This is a genomic window from Enterococcus olivae (genome assembly GCF_053760925.1).
Map to the genome: position 1 here is coordinate 115,314 of NZ_JBSMVT010000004.1, position 14,713 is coordinate 130,026.

Genomic DNA, 14,713 nt, shown 5'->3' on the forward strand with positions numbered 1-14,713 from the left:
CGGCCTTTTTAAAACACTTTTATTCAAGTATACCTAATCCACAGACTTTTGCCAACGCTTGACTAAAGCCATTCTCACAATTAGAGGTTGTCGTTATATCGGCAAGCTCTTTGACTGCTGTGGGGGCATTTCCCATAGCAATGCCAATTCCTGCGTGCTCGATCATAGGTAAATCATTGTAGTTATCTCCAATGGCTACCGCGTCATTCAAGGAAAGTTGATAGTCTTGACACAGGAATTTTAATGCCGCCAACTTAGAAACCTCTTTATTCACAATTTCCAAATACGTTGGTTTGGAGAGATGACAAGTCACACCTGATATATTCGCTGATAGTAAAGCACTCTCCAACCCCGCAATTTCCTGCTCATTACCCATACACAAGATTTTATGAATCGGATGATACTCTTTTAAAAACAATGGCATAGCTATGATTTCAGGCTTCATACCAGTAATTTCCATCTCCTGCGTTTCCCAACTTCCCATTTCCTCCACCAACCAACGTTCGCTGGAATAGAGGTTAATACTTACATTTGGAAACTTCGAAGCAATCATTTGATACAGCATCAAACTATCTAGCCTCTCTATGCTTACACTAAATAAATCAGTCAGCTGATTTCCTTGGACTTGCGTAATTAATGCACCATTAAAACAAACTAAGGGCGTGTCTAACACTAACTCATTGGCAATAGACGTCATTGCTTTAGGAGGCCGAGCAGAAACTAGGACTGTTTCCACCTTCTGCTTTTTTAAAGCTTGCACCACCTTCTTTGTTTCCTTTGTTAGTTGGTGCTTATCGTCTAATAATGTCCCGTCAATATCACTAAACACTATTTTTACCGTCATTATTTTCCCTCCTAAAAAATAATTTCTGTTTCTGGTTCAAAATAAGCTCTTTGATCTGGTGTTAATTCTCTGTCGGTAATAAACTGATCGATTTGCGAATAGCTGGCTCCCTGATAATGTCCTTGTTTAAAAAACTTTGCATTTTCAGCCACTAAAATGACTTTACGGCTTTGTTCAATAATCCTTTGTTTAATCCATGCATTAGTGCTTTCCTTAAAAAAGATCCCTTCTTGCTCTAGACTTGCTGCCCCAATGATGCAGCAGTCAAACTTTTGCTTTCGAATCGTTTGTAGTCCTTCTTCTGAAAAAAAGAAACGGTTTTCCTTATCTAGTTGTCCACCTAATATATGCGTATCTACTTGATTGTCTTTTGCTAAAGCTAACGCATTATCTAAAGAATGAGTATACACCGTACATTTCTTCTCTAATTGCTGAGCAACTAATAAAAGTGTAGTAGACACATCTAAAAAACATACACTGTTTTCTGGCAAGTGTTTTTTCACTAACATGGACATATGCTCTTTCTCAGGTTTCGATTGATCCAATCGTTCCAGAAAATCAAATACCTGGGGATTTGTTTGTGCAAGCATAATACCACCATGGGTGCGAATTACTTTATCTAGCTTTAAAACTTCTAGAATATCTCTTCGCGCAGTGTCAGCAGAAATGGCAAATTGCTCCATAATTTCTTTTTTGGTCACTCGACCATGTTGCACCAATAACTGATAGATTTGTTGGATTCTCTCTTCTTGATACATCTCACTCACCTCACATCAATTATATAAGTGTTTGTAAGTTCATGCAAGCATTTATAAGTATTTAAATGAAAAATAAAAACCTTAGAAGATCTATCATCATTGAAATCGATCTTCTAAGGTTTAGATTATTCACTCTGTTGAAAAGTTTTTCTCAGTTGTTTTAAATTTTCCTTATGCCAACGATTACCGGTCATCGTATTGACGTTTAATGTCAAAGTAATGTCTCGCTCATCTGGTAATTTTTCATTGGTATGAACAATCAACTGGGCATTGAGTCCATTTGCCACATACTCAATTTGCTTGATTTGTTTTTTGGTAAATAAGATGTGGTCGGTGAAAATTTGTAATTGTCGTTGATATTTTGCAGCAATCACTAGCTCCTCAGTAATATAGGCAAAGCTCATAATTGGTTGCATACTGATAATATTGACAGACACGATCGTATGTCCTTTTTCAATTTTTACATCCGGATAGGTTTCTTCTATATACTGCAAAAAATCTTCTTCTTTTAAAAACAATCCCATACTGATCTCCCTTTCACTATTTTGGCTTATTATACCATGTCCCCCAATTTTTACAGAATATTTTTTAAAGATTCCTTTGACAAAAGACCGCAGCAAGCAGGATAAAATTCCTTTGCTACCTACTCTGGCATGCTTCGAAAAAAAACAGCCGAGGAAAAAAATCCCTCGACTGTTTTACTATATTTGACGATTAGCCGCGTAATGCTTCGACATCACGAGCGATCACTAATTCTTCATCAGTTGGAATCAGTAGTACTTTTACTTTTGATTCAGGTGTAGAAATCACTAGTTCTTCACCACGTTTTGCATTTTGTTCTGGATCCAATTCACAACCGAACCAAGTCATACCATTGATAATATTCGCACGAGCGTTTGAATCATTTTCACCGATTCCTGCAGTGAAGACGATCGCATCAACACCGTTCATCACAGTTACATAAGAACCAATGTATTTACGGATGCGGTCTGCAAAGATATCCAAAGCAACACGGACTTCTTCTTTATCCATGTTCGCTTCTAGATCACGCATATCACTTGAAATGCCTGTCAATCCTAGCAATCCAGATTTTTTGTTCAAGATGTTCAACATTTCATTGATATCTACATCTAGCTTGTTCATCAAGAATGGGATCAATGAAGGATCTAGATCTCCTGAACGAGTTCCCATCGTTACACCTGCTAGTGGCGTGAATCCCATAGATGTATCAACAGAAACACCACCATCAACTGCAGTGATTGATGCGCCATTTCCTAAATGACAAGTAATAATTTTTAATTCTTCAATTGGTTTGTCTAGCATTTCAGCTGCACGATACGCTACATAGCGATGACTTGTTCCGTGAGCACCATATTTACGTGCACCAAATTCATCATAAAATTCTTTTGGTAAGCTATATAGATAGTTTACTTTTGGCATTGTTGAATGGAAAGAAGTATCAAAAACAGCGACACTAACAATATCAGGTAACAAGTTTTTGAAGGCTTTGATTCCCATTAGGTTAGCTGGATTGTGTAATGGTGCAAATTCTGCTAGTTCTTCAATTTTAGCCATAACATCTTCGTCAACAAGGACTGATTTATCAAAGTAGCTTCCACCTTGAACCACACGGTGACCAACACCAGTGATCTCATCGTAAGAACCTAAAATCTTCAATTCAATCAATTGATCTAGTAACATTTTTACAGCAACTTCATGGTCTGGAATATCCACGATTTGCTCAAATTTTTGACCGTCTCCGTATTTGATCGTAAAAATAGAATCATTTAAACCAATACGTTCTACGATCCCTTTTGCGATAACTGTTTCTTCTGGCATTTGATACAATTGCCATTTTAGACTTGAACTTCCGGCATTGATTGCGATTGTTTTAGACATGTGTATTTCTCCTTATGTTTTATTTTAAAACCTCGAAAAATCTTTCCAAGGATCATGCATGTTTATAACTGGTTCTTATTTTTCCAGGCAATAAATTCCTGAAAGAAAGCCGTCATGTATTTTGGATCTTTCAGAGAAGTTAGCTGTGCCAGTAACACTTCTGGTACTTGTTTGGCTTGCTCCCCTTTTTGTTGTAGGATCAAGATACTTTTACGAGCACTTTCATTTTTGAATAGTTCATCCGGCAGACGAATGATCCCTTGTAGATAAACCTGACTTCCGATCCACTTCTTCAAGGCATCGCTTTGTTCTGTCTCTAAAAAGTTAGAGGGGGCTAAAAAGAATCCAAAGCCATTTTCTTTCACATAGCTCATACTTTGCTCCATCAACAAATGATGCGCAAAGCTGTGCCCTTCTGATGCAGCCGTTACGAACGCTTGTGCTTTTTCATCCACTGGATAATATCCCACAGGTAAATCAGCTACTGCAACATCGACTGGATCAATCAGAGAATCCTGCAGACCGTCTTGATGGAACAGCTGAACTTCAGCATTCATCCATTGACTGTTTGCTGCAGCAACGGCCAAGAGTGTTTCGTCATTGTCTACACCAATACCTGAGACCTGGTAACCTGCCAAAGTCAAATTGTTCAAGATCGTTAACAATAGATTGCCCAACCCAACCGTTAAATCCAAAACAGAAAGGGATTGTTTTTTGTCTGCATAAAGTTGTTCGATCAAAAAAACAAATAAAAAGCCAATACTATCAGGTGTCAATTGATGGTTTGGCTGTAAGGGTTCAGTTTGTGTCCCCTTTAGTAACAACAACTGTGACAATTTACGAATCTCTTCTTGTTCCAAAGGAATTTCCTGAAGTTTCTGATAGATCGTCTGGATTTTTTCAGCTGTTTCTTCACTTGGGATGCCATCAATTACACGGACTTGAAACTGATCAATGATATTTTCCACATTTTCTACATAGGTATCCAAGTATGAGGACCCCAATGCATTTTGCAACAATTGAGTAGCTTCTAAATGAAGATGAAAGCTGTCTTCAATTTTTTCTGGAAACATGGTGCACCTCATTTCAAATTTTTAAACTATAACAACGGTATTACCTGTTTAATTTTATCTGATTTAAGCCAAATAATCAACCGCTTCCTATGTAATTGCAAGATTTCATCTTATGATCTTTTATGCTTTATCTTTCGGGACAGCTAAAAGGATACTCTCATTGGAGAATACCCTTTTAGCTGTATCATTAAATCTATCTATCTGTTACTCATTTTCCATTGAACCAGCTATATCTGTTTCAGTTTCTGTCGTACTCAGACTTGTTTCTATCTCTTGCGACACTGTCTCGTAATGAACATATTTATATTTTCCAGCCATTGCTGTTACCACCAGTTGTTCATTCTCTAATCGATAAACAACTGCCCCTTTGTTGTACTTTATCTGACCTTCTTTTTGCTCTTCTGAAGAAAGCAACGGATAGTCTGCGAGGAAAAGATGCGTCATGATCTTCATTTCATAATACTGACGTGTTCGAAAAGAAAATTCAGTCACTACTCGATAATTACTTAATAATAGCAATGACAGCATACTCATGAAGCTTACCAAAAAGATTGCTGTTAGTAAGATACTACCCTTATATTTGCGGGATCGCCCATTTTCCATTTCTTTTCTCTCCATTTTTAAAGATTATTTCAAAATAAACATTTTGTCCCTGTTTTGAAAAAGTAACATCCTCTACCTCCATCAAGACTGGCTCATAGCCCCCGTTGTCTCTGATCACAATCAACTGGTCTGAACGTCTAAATTCAATCTGACCGTTAGAAAAACGTGTTGTCTCTTCGATCGGTTTCTGAAAGTGGAATTTTTCTTTTTCAACAGACACGAAAACACCTTCGGCTAGTTTATTTTCCATTTGGATCAGAAACACATGCCATTCCTGTTCGGCACGACCAAAAACGATTTCCCCTACTTGCCGACTCTGTTGGATCAACGGCGGCACACTCAAAAAGAACAGACTAAATACCAGTAGTGCAATCAGACACTCCAGTAAAGTAAATCCCTTAATCTTCACGACGAATCTCCCAAGTAAGTGCCTCAGCTTCAATTTTGGCCTGATGATAGGGTTCGCTAGTATAGGTGACGATAAACTGGCCATTTCTCGTCAATTGATAGCGTTTTTCAGGCAACTGATGGAGCTGCCTTTCTCTCACTTCTTCCGCCAAAACACGTAGCATTCGGACTTCCTCGTACTGCCGCTGACTGGCTTTGATCGCCTGCAATTGATTCTCCTGATAAAAGAAAAGGATCATTGTGAGAAGACCGGTTGCGAATACGGCTTCTAGTAAGATAAACCCCTGTTTAGAGTGGCTCAATAGTCTGTTCATAATGCCCCTTTCCAAATAAAAAACGATAGGTGATCCGCTGATTTTTTTTCGGCCAGGTAAAACGGATCGTCCGATATGCGCTGGCATTGCCTGTCCCCGCTGAAAAAGAGATCTTCGGTGAGATACTCCCGACAGTCAATGTTTCGGGAACAATCAAATGCTCTAGCCATTCACCAGTTTGTAACTGAAAAGCTAAAATTCGTTGATTATCATAATCTTGAATGATATCTGTTTTTTTATTTGAAATGATCGCTGTCTGCTGACTTGTCAAAATACTTTTTTCCAGACGATCAAAAAAGTGCAGTGTCGTCAATGTATCTATTGCTTCTTTGACTGCTAATGCAGGCAATGCAATAAAAAAGGAGACGATTGCCAAAACGAACAAGGATTCCAATAAGGTGAATCCATTGTATCTTTCCATCTTGATCACCTACTTTTTGGCTTCCTGATAGATCTCCAGTTGCTTCGCATCGATCTTGTCTTTCATTTCTTCTGCTGTCATTTTTCGATTGTGCTCCATTTCAAACAACTCCAATTGTGTCTCAACCGATTTTACGACAGCGGTATGTCCTTGTTTGGTCACGGTCTCTTTTTGATTGGACAAATTGGGGATAAACATCAACACTAATAAACTTACTATTAGTAAGACGACGAGCATTTCTATTAAAGTAAATCCTGAGTATAACTTCTTTTTCATGTCATCATTCCTCCTAAATTTCCATAGATTGGCAAAAACATTGCCATATAAATAGCTAAAATCAGCACAGCAATAAATAAAAAGACTAATGGTTGGATCCACTGAATGCCTTTTTCAACTTTACTAATAAATTTGGTCAATAACAGCTGACTGTACAACAGTAGCTCTTCTCCCAATTTTCCTTTCACCTCTCCCTGATAGATGATCAACGGGAATTCTAGTGTCAGAAAACGATAATCTGCTAATTGTTCCGCTAATGTCTTTCCCTGTGACAATCCTTCATCTACTTCCTTCGCAACAGCTGCCAGCAACGAAGAAGGATTGATCTGGCTCATCTGTGTCAAAATTTGCTGTGCTTCTAGCCCTTGCTTGAACAAACGGCCCCATTCCAAAGAAAAACAACTGGTTTGATACAATGCATAGAGGGTTCCTGTCAAAGGCAAGCGTGCAAAGAAGCTGGCTTTTTCCAAAACCGTTCGTCGTTTGAAGTACAAAAATAAGGCCAACACACCGTTGCCTAAAACAACAAGGACAACCAATAAAACGATGGGTGCGTAACGCAAAAACAGCATTCCCCAGTGATCGACGGGCAGCATGCCGGACTGAAGTAGCGGAGGCAATAAAAATAATCGCATCCCAATCAACAAGCTAAAAACAAAAAACAGTAGCAACACTGGGTAGGCAGCAACTTTGCGCAGTTCTTTTTGCTGCTTTTCAAACAGTTCCATATGCTGTAGCATTGTTGCTAATGTATGTTGAATATCTCCGTGAGTTTCCGCCAATTGAATCTGAACGACCTGATGAACAGAAAAATCGATCTGTGCAAAACAGTGGGCGATCGTTTCTCCTAAAAACAATCCTCGGCTGAATTTCTGCAATTGTCCTTCTTGAAACTGACCGCTACGCTGGATGACTTCGATACTCTCCTGCAAAGAGAAGCCATTCTCTAACAGTGCCACCAAAATAGCTAAAAACGACTTACGAAAGACTTCCTTCTTCATGAGAAGTCACCTGCCCTTGGATTTGCTGATACCGTTCTTGCCACGATGCTTTTTCCTGTTCTCCAGTGTAAAATTCATAGGCCAGCAAAGCCTTCGCTGTATTGGCTTCATCAAAAAAAAGCTGCTGATAAAAAACAGCATTTAGACAGGAATCGATGTCGGTTGCTTCCCCCAACAAATCAATCAGACGTTCTTTGGTTTCGCTGACGCCTTTACCGTGGACTGTCGCAAAAACCGTATGCCCCGTCAAAGCAGCTCGAACAGCGGCTTGAGCAGTTGTCTGATCACGGATCTCTCCAATGATCAGCAGGTCTGGTCGATGTCTTAGGGACAGTTTGATCAGCTGATCGTATGTTTGCTGAATCTTGAGATTCGTCTGAAGCTGCAAAAAGGCTGGCTCTTCGATTTCAACAGGATCCTCGATCGAAATCACTTGACCTGAACACCCCTTGGCCAAATGATACATTAGCGTCGTTTTTCCAGAACCCGTAGGACCACTGAATAAATACAATCCCGCTTCCTGGATCTTCTCTCTGATCAACGGCAGATCGTCAGGAAAAAAATAATCCAGCTGAATGTTGCTTAAAGGATGCAAAAAACGAATCACCAGGCTTTCTTGTCCTCGATAATCGCCAACCGTTGACAATCGCAAGCGCTGTTCTTGGTCTTCGATCCTGTAAGAGATCGCTCCTAGCTGGGCTTTGCGTTTTTCACCGACATCCATCGCTCCTAAATATTTGAATCTTGAAATCAGCTGTTGACCAATATCCGCTGCTACTTTTTTGTAGACTTGGATACGTGTACTTTGCCTAAAAGAGATCGTTGCTTCACTTTCCGATGTGTAGATATAAACATCCTGCATCTGATATTTGATCCCATAAGCGATCAAATGATTCGATAATTCTTCAATAGTCATATGTTTCCTCCTTTCATAAAAAGATACGCAAAAAAGCCCGTCAAACTTTTTTTCAGTTTAACGGGTTCTTCTTAATTTAAAATTGCTTTAGCTAATAAAGTAGCATAGTGCACTTTACCTGATTCTTCCAAATGCACATGATCTTCTCTAAACCAATCGTCATGCTCATTACTCTCGCTGTACCAATCGATCAACGTGATGTTCGGATATTTTTCGACCATCTTTTCAAATGACAGATTGACTTCGTTTTGCCATCTTTGCGTCGGTACTCGAACATTCACCACATAGACTTGTCGATCGCCAATCGTTTTCATGACGCTATCAAATTGGGCATCGGTAAAGGAACCATTTGTTCCTAAAGCCAAGACCACCTTATCTTTTAACAAGCCCTGCTCTCGAAGACTTTGCAACAGCTCAGGAGCTGTATACAGCTGTCGGCTGATATCTGCATCCACCACTGCCTGAGGAAAAATCTCCTGCAGTTCGATCGTTGCTCCCAACATAACCGAATCACCAAAGGCCGTGATCTCCATTGTTTTTGCTGCTTGAAATTGTTCCTCGGTCAAACCGTACTTTTCAATGATTGCCAAGCTTTCTTCAGCCAACGTCTCTTCCTCGCTAGCGGTTGTCTCGGTCTCACCTGCAGCATCAGGATTTTCTGCCAACTGATTGTTTTGTGTTTGTTCAGCAAGTTCTTTGTTGATCTCAATCTCTTGCTGAAAAACTTTTTTGTCATCTGCCACATAATTAACTGGTGCTGTGATCATCCCGAATCCGGCTAATAGAAAGACGAGAATTCCGAAGATCACACCTATTTTTTGTAAGCTGACATTCGGAGTAGTCAGCCACTTTTTCATCACGTTGAAGCTTTGACTGTAATCAAAATTGCGTAAAGGTTTTTCAACAAAACGATAGGACAACTCACTAGCAATCAAAATTAGCGCGAGTTCAATAACGATATGCAGCCAGACATTATCAGCGATGTTTTGGACCTTTGATTCATAAAAAATCATAACTGGAAACTGATAGAGATAGATCCCATAGCTGCGTTTTCCCAAGTAGGTGAAGACGGGATTCGTCAGCCAACGATTCAGACTTGCTCCCGGATGTGCTGTGATAGCTACCAAGACTGCTGCCAGCAAACTAATCAAGTACATGCCACCATAATAGACAAAGGTACTGTGTCCATCTAAATACACAAAACTGATGACCAGTAAAACCAACGCCAGCAGTCCTGCACTGTTTAAAACACGTTTTGCCTCTAGAGGGATTTTTTCCTTTAATTGCTTACTTGGCCAAATGAAAGCCAAACTCCCTCCGATCCAAATAGAAAAGATTCTTGTGTCGGTGCCATAATAAGCTCTAGTTGGATCTGCTCCTGGTACAAATAAGATTGCCATTAGAATGGCTGAAACTAGCGCACCAGCAGCAATCACTAGAAAAGTTGTCTGCCTTTTTTTGGTCACACGGATCAAAAGTAAGAACAGCAACGGCCAGATCAAATAATTTTGGCCTTCAACAGCCAGTGACCAGAGATGAGTAAAAGGTGACTCATTTCCAAAACGATCAAAGTAAGACAGTTCATTGCGAATCTGCCACCAGTTGTTGAGGTATAGTAGACTGCTGGTGACGATGCCTCGCAAATTATTTAATAGATTTCTTTGAAACAGGGTAATGTAGGCAGATGAGACGATCAGTAATGTAGCCAAAGCTGGATACAAACGTTTCAATCGGCGTATGTAAAATTGTTTTAGCTGGATCTTCCCATTTTGCTGCCATTCTTGACGCAACAAATCTGTGATCAAATAACCTGAGATCACAAAGAACACCGGCACACCTAAATAACCTCCCCGAATGCTTGTCGGAATCAAATGGTAGAAGATGACTCCAATGACAGCTACGCTACGAATGCCATCTATTCCAGTGATATAGCGGCTTTTTTTGATTCTTTTTTCCATTTTTTTACCTTCTCTGCTCATTTATCTCTTACATCATGCCACAAAAATGAAGAAATAGCATGAAAAATTTGGTTTTTTTTAACTTTCGTTGTTTAAAGGTTTTCCTCATAAAAACGTCCCAAAATTTGAACATTTTCAGCAATACTGACAAAGGCCTGCTGATCCGCTTCTCTCATTGCCTGACGCAGCATCGGCAATTCAAAACGTGTCACTACCGTCAACAAAACCGTTTGCTTATCATGACGAAAAGCACCTTCTGCTTCATTGATAATCGTAATGCCCCGTCTTAATTTGTCTTGAATCGCATGGATCACACGATCTGGATAACGCGTGATGATCGTCACTTGCATTTTCTTTTGTTTCGTATAAAAGGCATCGGTGACTTTTCCGCAAACAAAGATCGCTAAAGCACTATAGAAAGCAGACTGCCAACCAAATAGCATCCCTGCAACGATCAGGATAAAGAAATTAAAAATGATCGAGATCGAACCGATCGTTTTCCCGGTTTTTTTACGGATCGCAATACTGATAAAGTCCAGACCACCTGAAGACAGACCATTTCTCAGCGCATAACCAATACCGGCTCCCATGACTGCACCACCAAAGATCGCACAAATGATTGGATCGGTCGTCAATACCTCAATCGGGATCAGCTGCATAAATACTGAAGTATTAACGACTGTGATTCCAGTAAAAATGGTAAATTTATGACCGATTTTAAACCAGCCAATAAAAAATAAAGGCACATTTAAAAGTAACAGCGTCAAAGATACCGGTAATTCAAAGCCAAACCAACTTTCAGACAGTGTCGATATGATTTGGGCGATCCCAGTCAGTCCACTGGAGTAGATGTTTCCTGGCTGGTAAAAAATGTTGACCGCAACTGCTGCTAAAATAGCATATACAACGGAAAAAGAAAATTTCATTGCATAGTCTGGATGGGGCAAAAGTTTAAATAAACGACTCATGGTTGTTCCTCGCTTTGTTTCGATTTCTTTCATTATAGATAGTTTGTGGACAAAAGAAAACGGAAGTGCCGTAAAAAGAGTGTTTTTTAACCAAACTATTCCTTTTTACAACATTTCCGTATAAAATCATTCTTCCTCGATCGATGTCACATCAATGTTCAATTCAAACAACTGCAGTGGTGAGACTGGGCTTGGAGCTGCAGACATCGGATCAACTGCTTTTCCGTTTTTCGGAAAGGCGATCACTTCGCGGATATTCTCTTCGCCTGCTAGAAGCATTGCCAAACGGTCTAAGCCTAAAGCAATTCCACCATGTGGAGGGAAACCGTAATCTAAAGCATCCAGCAAGAAGCCAAATTGCTCTTGCATCTCACGACGAGAGAATCCTAAAGTTTCAAACATTTGCTCTTGTACCGCTCTGTCATGGATACGCAGAGAACCTCCGCCTAGTTCGTAGCCATTTAAAACAATATCGTAGGCTTCCGCATAAACTTTGGCTGGATCTGTTGCTAGCAATTCCACGTCTGCTGCTTTAGGCATCGTGAATGGATGGTGGGCAGAAACATAACGACCAGCTTCAGCATCGTATTCAAATTGTGGCCAATCAACGATCCACAAATAATTGTAGGCAGATTCATCAATCAGATCTAGTTCTTTTCCTAGACGTGTACGGATCGCACCTAGAGTTGCGGCAACTACTTCAAAGCTATCCGCACCAAACATCAACAAGTCGCCGACCTCTGCATTGGTTGCTTCCAAGATCGCTTGTGTTGCTTCTGTCAGGAATTTAGCGATTGGCCCTTTCAAGCCATCTTCTTCAACTTTCAGCCAAGCTAAACCTTTGGCACCAAATTGCCCCGCGTATTGACCCAAATTGTCCATATCTTTGCGAGAATATTTGTCTGCTGCACCTTTTGCGTTCAATGCTTTGACAACTCCACCGTTTTGTAAGGCCATTTGGAAGACTTTGAAGTCAATGTCTTTCACTGTTTCAGACAAATCGATCAATTCCATGTCAAAGCGTGTATCTGGCTTGTCACTACCATAGCGGTTCATTGCTTCATCCCAGCTCATGCGAGGGAATGGTAGTGTGACATCGATTCCTTTGACCTCTTTCATCACTTTGGCGATCATTTGCTCTGTATATTCCTGGATCTCTTCAGCTGTCAGGAAAGTTGTTTCAATATCAACCTGTGTAAATTCCGGCTGACGATCGCCACGCAGGTCTTCGTCACGGAAACAGCGAACGATTTGGTAGTAGCGGTCAAAACCAGCGTTCATCAACAGTTGTTTAAAAATCTGTGGTGATTGTGGCAAAGCATAGAAATGTCCAGGGTGTACCCGTGAAGGAACCAAGTAATCACGTGCTCCCTCCGGTGTTGATTTAGCCAAGTATGGCGTTTCAATATCTAGAAAATCATTGTCATCCAAGAATCGACGGATCGCTTGTGTTGTCTTTGTACGAGTGATTAGATTTTTTGTCATGTTCGGACGACGTAAATCCAAATAACGATATTTCATGCGCACTTCGTCACCAACATTTGCATCCTCTTCGATCGGGAATGGTGGTGTCTTTGATTTACTTAAAATCGTGATCTCATCGATCATGACTTCATATTCTCCGGTCACCATTTTTGGATTGATTGCTTCTGGATCACGCTGAATGACTTCTCCAGTCACTTCGATGACATACTCACTACGGCAAGTATCTGCCGTCTCCCAAGCTTCTTTAGATAATTCCGGATTGAATACGACTTGGACGATACCTTCACGGTCACGCAGATCGATAAAAATTACGCCTCCCAAGTCACGTCGTTTTTGGACCCATCCTTTTAAGGTCACTTTTTGGCCAAGCTGTTCTTTTGACACACGACCACAATAAACTGTTCTTTTTGCCATTTTTCTTTATTCTCCTTTAGTCATTTCATCATAGATTGTTTCGAAAGACTGATAGATATCAGTCAAAGGTACTCGTTTTTCTTCACGGGTCTCCATTGCTTTGACATTGATCATGCCTTCAGCCAATTCATCTTCTCCCAGTGTCAAAACCAGTGTTGCGCCCGCTTTATCAGCACTTTTGAATTGTGCTTTTGCCTTACGGTCCATCACATCTCGATCAGCAGAGAAGCCGGCATTGCGAATTGCTTGGACAACTTTCAAGGCCTCAATGTTGGTTGTGGCTCCTAAATTCACGATATAAGCATCTACCTGATTCAGTGTCGGAAGAACCACTTCCTCGGCTTCCAACACCAACAAGATCCGCTCGATCCCCATCGCAAAACCAAAACTTGGCGTTGCTGGACCCTCTAGCTCTTCCACCAAGTGATCGTAACGGCCACCGGCACAAATCGTTGCTTGGGCCCCCATGCCTTTTGCATCACTCATGATCTCAAAAATAGTATCTGTATAGTAATCCAAGCCACGAACCATGTTTGAATCGATCTCGTATGGAATCTCCAACGCATCCAGCATGTTTGTGACTTCTTCAAAATGACTTTTAGAAGTTTCTGAAAGATAGTCCAAAATAGAAGGTGCATCCGCTACAAATTTTTTGTCACGCTTGTCTTTGCTATCTAATACCCGCAAAGGATTTTCATGCAGGCGACGTTGCGAATCTTCACTTAATTCTGCTTGATGAGGTTCCAGATAATCGATCAGTGCCTGACGATAAGCAGCACGCGTAGCTTTGTCCCCCAGCGAATTGATGACTAAGCGAATCTGGTCGATTCCCAATTGTTTGAAAAATTCCAATGCCATCACCATTGTCTCCACATCCGTCGCTGGATTATTGGAACCAAAAGCTTCGACACCGATTTGATGGAACTGACGCATCCGCCCTTTTTGTGGACGTTCGTAACGGAACATTGGTCCTACATAATACACTTTGTAGGGTTTGGAATACTCGGGTCCAAACAATTTATTTTCAATATATGAACGGGCGATCGGTGCTGTTCCCTCTGGACGCAGTGTGACATGGCGTTCGCCTTTATCATAGAAATCATACATTTCTTTTGAAACGATATCTGTTGTATCTCCCACACTACGCGCAATTACTTCATAATGTTCGAACATGGGTGTCCGGATCTCGTTGTACTGGTAATCTTTGAATAACAATCGGGCCGTTTCTTCAACAAATTGCCATTTTTCTACTTCTCCAGGCAAAATATCATTTGTGCCTTTTGGGCGTTGATAACTCATTCTTTTTCCTCCCTCAATTGATGAAAAGCTGTAACATTTCTTTTAAACAAAAAAAAATCGCCCTTGTTTTATATAC

16 protein-coding genes and 1 other annotated feature (1 of these 17 running past the window's edge) are annotated in these 14,713 nt (G+C 40.5%); all 16 genes read right to left on the minus strand.

Annotated features, from left to right (window positions below; all coding sequences use genetic code 11):
- Window positions 1–19: 19 nt before the first annotated feature.
- Window positions 20–844 carry a Cof-type HAD-IIB family hydrolase gene (locus ACWODM_RS04800; RefSeq protein WP_455320240.1) on the minus strand — a complete coding sequence of 275 codons (825 nt, stop codon included), beginning with the start codon at window positions 842–844 and terminating at the stop codon, window positions 20–22.
- Window positions 845–855: 11 nt separating this feature from the next.
- A complete protein-coding gene (locus ACWODM_RS04805) occupies window positions 856–1,602 on the minus strand; it encodes a DeoR/GlpR family DNA-binding transcription regulator (RefSeq protein ID WP_455320241.1) in 747 nt (248 codons plus the stop codon).
- A 125-nt stretch (window positions 1,603–1,727) separates the two neighbouring features.
- The gene (locus ACWODM_RS04810) at window positions 1,728–2,126 is read right to left on the minus strand and encodes a hypothetical protein (protein WP_455320242.1); all 399 of its coding nucleotides are present in this window, start codon (window positions 2,124–2,126) and stop codon (window positions 1,728–1,730) included.
- Between the two features lie 190 nt (window positions 2,127–2,316).
- Window positions 2,317–3,501, minus strand: a complete 1,185-nt coding sequence (locus ACWODM_RS04815; RefSeq protein ID WP_455320243.1) for an acetate/propionate family kinase — start codon at window positions 3,499–3,501, stop codon at window positions 2,317–2,319.
- A gap of 62 nt (window positions 3,502–3,563) precedes the next feature.
- Window positions 3,564–4,574: a class I SAM-dependent methyltransferase gene (locus ACWODM_RS04820; protein WP_455320244.1), complete on the minus strand. Its 1,011-nt coding sequence runs from the start codon at window positions 4,572–4,574 to the stop codon at window positions 3,564–3,566.
- A gap of 204 nt (window positions 4,575–4,778) precedes the next feature.
- Complete coding sequence (gene comGG / locus ACWODM_RS04825) at window positions 4,779–5,177, minus strand: competence type IV pilus minor pilin ComGG (RefSeq protein ID WP_455320245.1); 399 nt, start codon at window positions 5,175–5,177, stop codon at window positions 4,779–4,781.
- Window positions 5,149–5,586 carry a competence type IV pilus minor pilin ComGF gene (gene comGF / locus ACWODM_RS04830; RefSeq protein ID WP_455320246.1) on the minus strand — a complete coding sequence of 146 codons (438 nt, stop codon included), beginning with the start codon at window positions 5,584–5,586 and terminating at the stop codon, window positions 5,149–5,151. The genes comGG and comGF overlap by 29 nt, the downstream gene beginning before the upstream one ends.
- Window positions 5,576–5,899, minus strand: coding sequence for a hypothetical protein (locus ACWODM_RS04835; protein WP_455320247.1), 324 nt, complete (start codon window positions 5,897–5,899; stop codon window positions 5,576–5,578). Before ACWODM_RS04835 ends, comGF begins: the two co-directional genes overlap by 11 nt.
- Window positions 5,874–6,320 (minus strand): competence type IV pilus minor pilin ComGD, encoded by a 447-nt coding sequence (gene comGD / locus ACWODM_RS04840; protein WP_455320248.1) that lies wholly within the window; start codon window positions 6,318–6,320, stop codon window positions 5,874–5,876. Before comGD ends, ACWODM_RS04835 begins: the two co-directional genes overlap by 26 nt.
- 9 nt (window positions 6,321–6,329) lie before the next feature.
- On the minus strand, window positions 6,330–6,596 hold the full coding sequence (comGC, locus tag ACWODM_RS04845) for a competence type IV pilus major pilin ComGC (RefSeq protein WP_455320249.1): 267 nt from the start codon (window positions 6,594–6,596) through the stop codon (window positions 6,330–6,332).
- Window positions 6,593–7,597, minus strand: a complete 1,005-nt coding sequence (gene comGB / locus ACWODM_RS04850; protein ID WP_455320250.1) for a competence type IV pilus assembly protein ComGB — start codon at window positions 7,595–7,597, stop codon at window positions 6,593–6,595. Before comGB ends, comGC begins: the two co-directional genes overlap by 4 nt.
- Complete coding sequence (gene comGA, locus ACWODM_RS04855; protein ID WP_455320251.1) at window positions 7,575–8,513, minus strand: competence type IV pilus ATPase ComGA; 939 nt, start codon at window positions 8,511–8,513, stop codon at window positions 7,575–7,577. The genes comGB and comGA overlap by 23 nt, the downstream gene beginning before the upstream one ends.
- Before the next feature lie 71 nt (window positions 8,514–8,584).
- Window positions 8,585–10,471, minus strand: a complete 1,887-nt coding sequence (locus ACWODM_RS04860) for an acyltransferase family protein (RefSeq protein ID WP_455320252.1) — start codon at window positions 10,469–10,471, stop codon at window positions 8,585–8,587.
- A 92-nt stretch (window positions 10,472–10,563) separates the two neighbouring features.
- Window positions 10,564–11,439 carry a YitT family protein gene (locus ACWODM_RS04865; protein ID WP_455320253.1) on the minus strand — a complete coding sequence of 292 codons (876 nt, stop codon included), beginning with the start codon at window positions 11,437–11,439 and terminating at the stop codon, window positions 10,564–10,566.
- 126 nt (window positions 11,440–11,565) lie between these two features.
- Window positions 11,566–13,338: an aspartate--tRNA ligase gene (gene aspS / locus ACWODM_RS04870; RefSeq protein WP_455320254.1), complete on the minus strand. Its 1,773-nt coding sequence runs from the start codon at window positions 13,336–13,338 to the stop codon at window positions 11,566–11,568.
- Between the two features lie 6 nt (window positions 13,339–13,344).
- Window positions 13,345–14,637 (minus strand): histidine--tRNA ligase, encoded by a 1,293-nt coding sequence (gene hisS / locus ACWODM_RS04875; protein ID WP_455320255.1) that lies wholly within the window; start codon window positions 14,635–14,637, stop codon window positions 13,345–13,347.
- Window positions 14,638–14,710: 73 nt separating this feature from the next.
- Window positions 14,711–14,713 (minus strand) — a binding site (T-box leader); it runs 211 nt beyond the window's last position.

Bases quoted from the DNA above. Each gene is read 5' to 3' on its own strand.
- ACWODM_RS04800 (WP_455320240.1), bottom strand. From the start codon at position 844: ATGACGGTAAAAATAGTGTTTAGTGATATTGACGGGACATTATTAGAC.
- ACWODM_RS04805 (WP_455320241.1), bottom strand. From the start codon at position 1,602: ATGTATCAAGAAGAGAGAATCCAACAAATCTATCAGTTATTGGTGCAA.
- ACWODM_RS04810 (WP_455320242.1), bottom strand. From the start codon at position 2,126: ATGGGATTGTTTTTAAAAGAAGAAGATTTTTTGCAGTATATAGAAGAA.
- ACWODM_RS04815 (WP_455320243.1), bottom strand. From the start codon at position 3,501: ATGTCTAAAACAATCGCAATCAATGCCGGAAGTTCAAGTCTAAAATGG.
- ACWODM_RS04820 (WP_455320244.1), bottom strand. From the start codon at position 4,574: ATGTTTCCAGAAAAAATTGAAGACAGCTTTCATCTTCATTTAGAAGCT.
- comGG (WP_455320245.1), bottom strand. From the start codon at position 5,177: ATGGAAAATGGGCGATCCCGCAAATATAAGGGTAGTATCTTACTAACA.
- ACWODM_RS04835 (WP_455320247.1), bottom strand. From the start codon at position 5,899: ATGAACAGACTATTGAGCCACTCTAAACAGGGGTTTATCTTACTAGAA.
- comGD (WP_455320248.1), bottom strand. From the start codon at position 6,320: ATGGAAAGATACAATGGATTCACCTTATTGGAATCCTTGTTCGTTTTG.
- comGC (WP_455320249.1), bottom strand. From the start codon at position 6,596: ATGAAAAAGAAGTTATACTCAGGATTTACTTTAATAGAAATGCTCGTC.
- comGB (WP_455320250.1), bottom strand. From the start codon at position 7,597: ATGAAGAAGGAAGTCTTTCGTAAGTCGTTTTTAGCTATTTTGGTGGCA.
- comGA (WP_455320251.1), bottom strand. From the start codon at position 8,513: ATGACTATTGAAGAATTATCGAATCATTTGATCGCTTATGGGATCAAA.
- ACWODM_RS04860 (WP_455320252.1), bottom strand. From the start codon at position 10,471: ATGGAAAAAAGAATCAAAAAAAGCCGCTATATCACTGGAATAGATGGC.
- ACWODM_RS04865 (WP_455320253.1), bottom strand. From the start codon at position 11,439: ATGAGTCGTTTATTTAAACTTTTGCCCCATCCAGACTATGCAATGAAA.
- aspS (WP_455320254.1), bottom strand. From the start codon at position 13,338: ATGGCAAAAAGAACAGTTTATTGTGGTCGTGTGTCAAAAGAACAGCTT.
- hisS (WP_455320255.1), bottom strand. From the start codon at position 14,637: ATGAGTTATCAACGCCCAAAAGGCACAAATGATATTTTGCCTGGAGAA.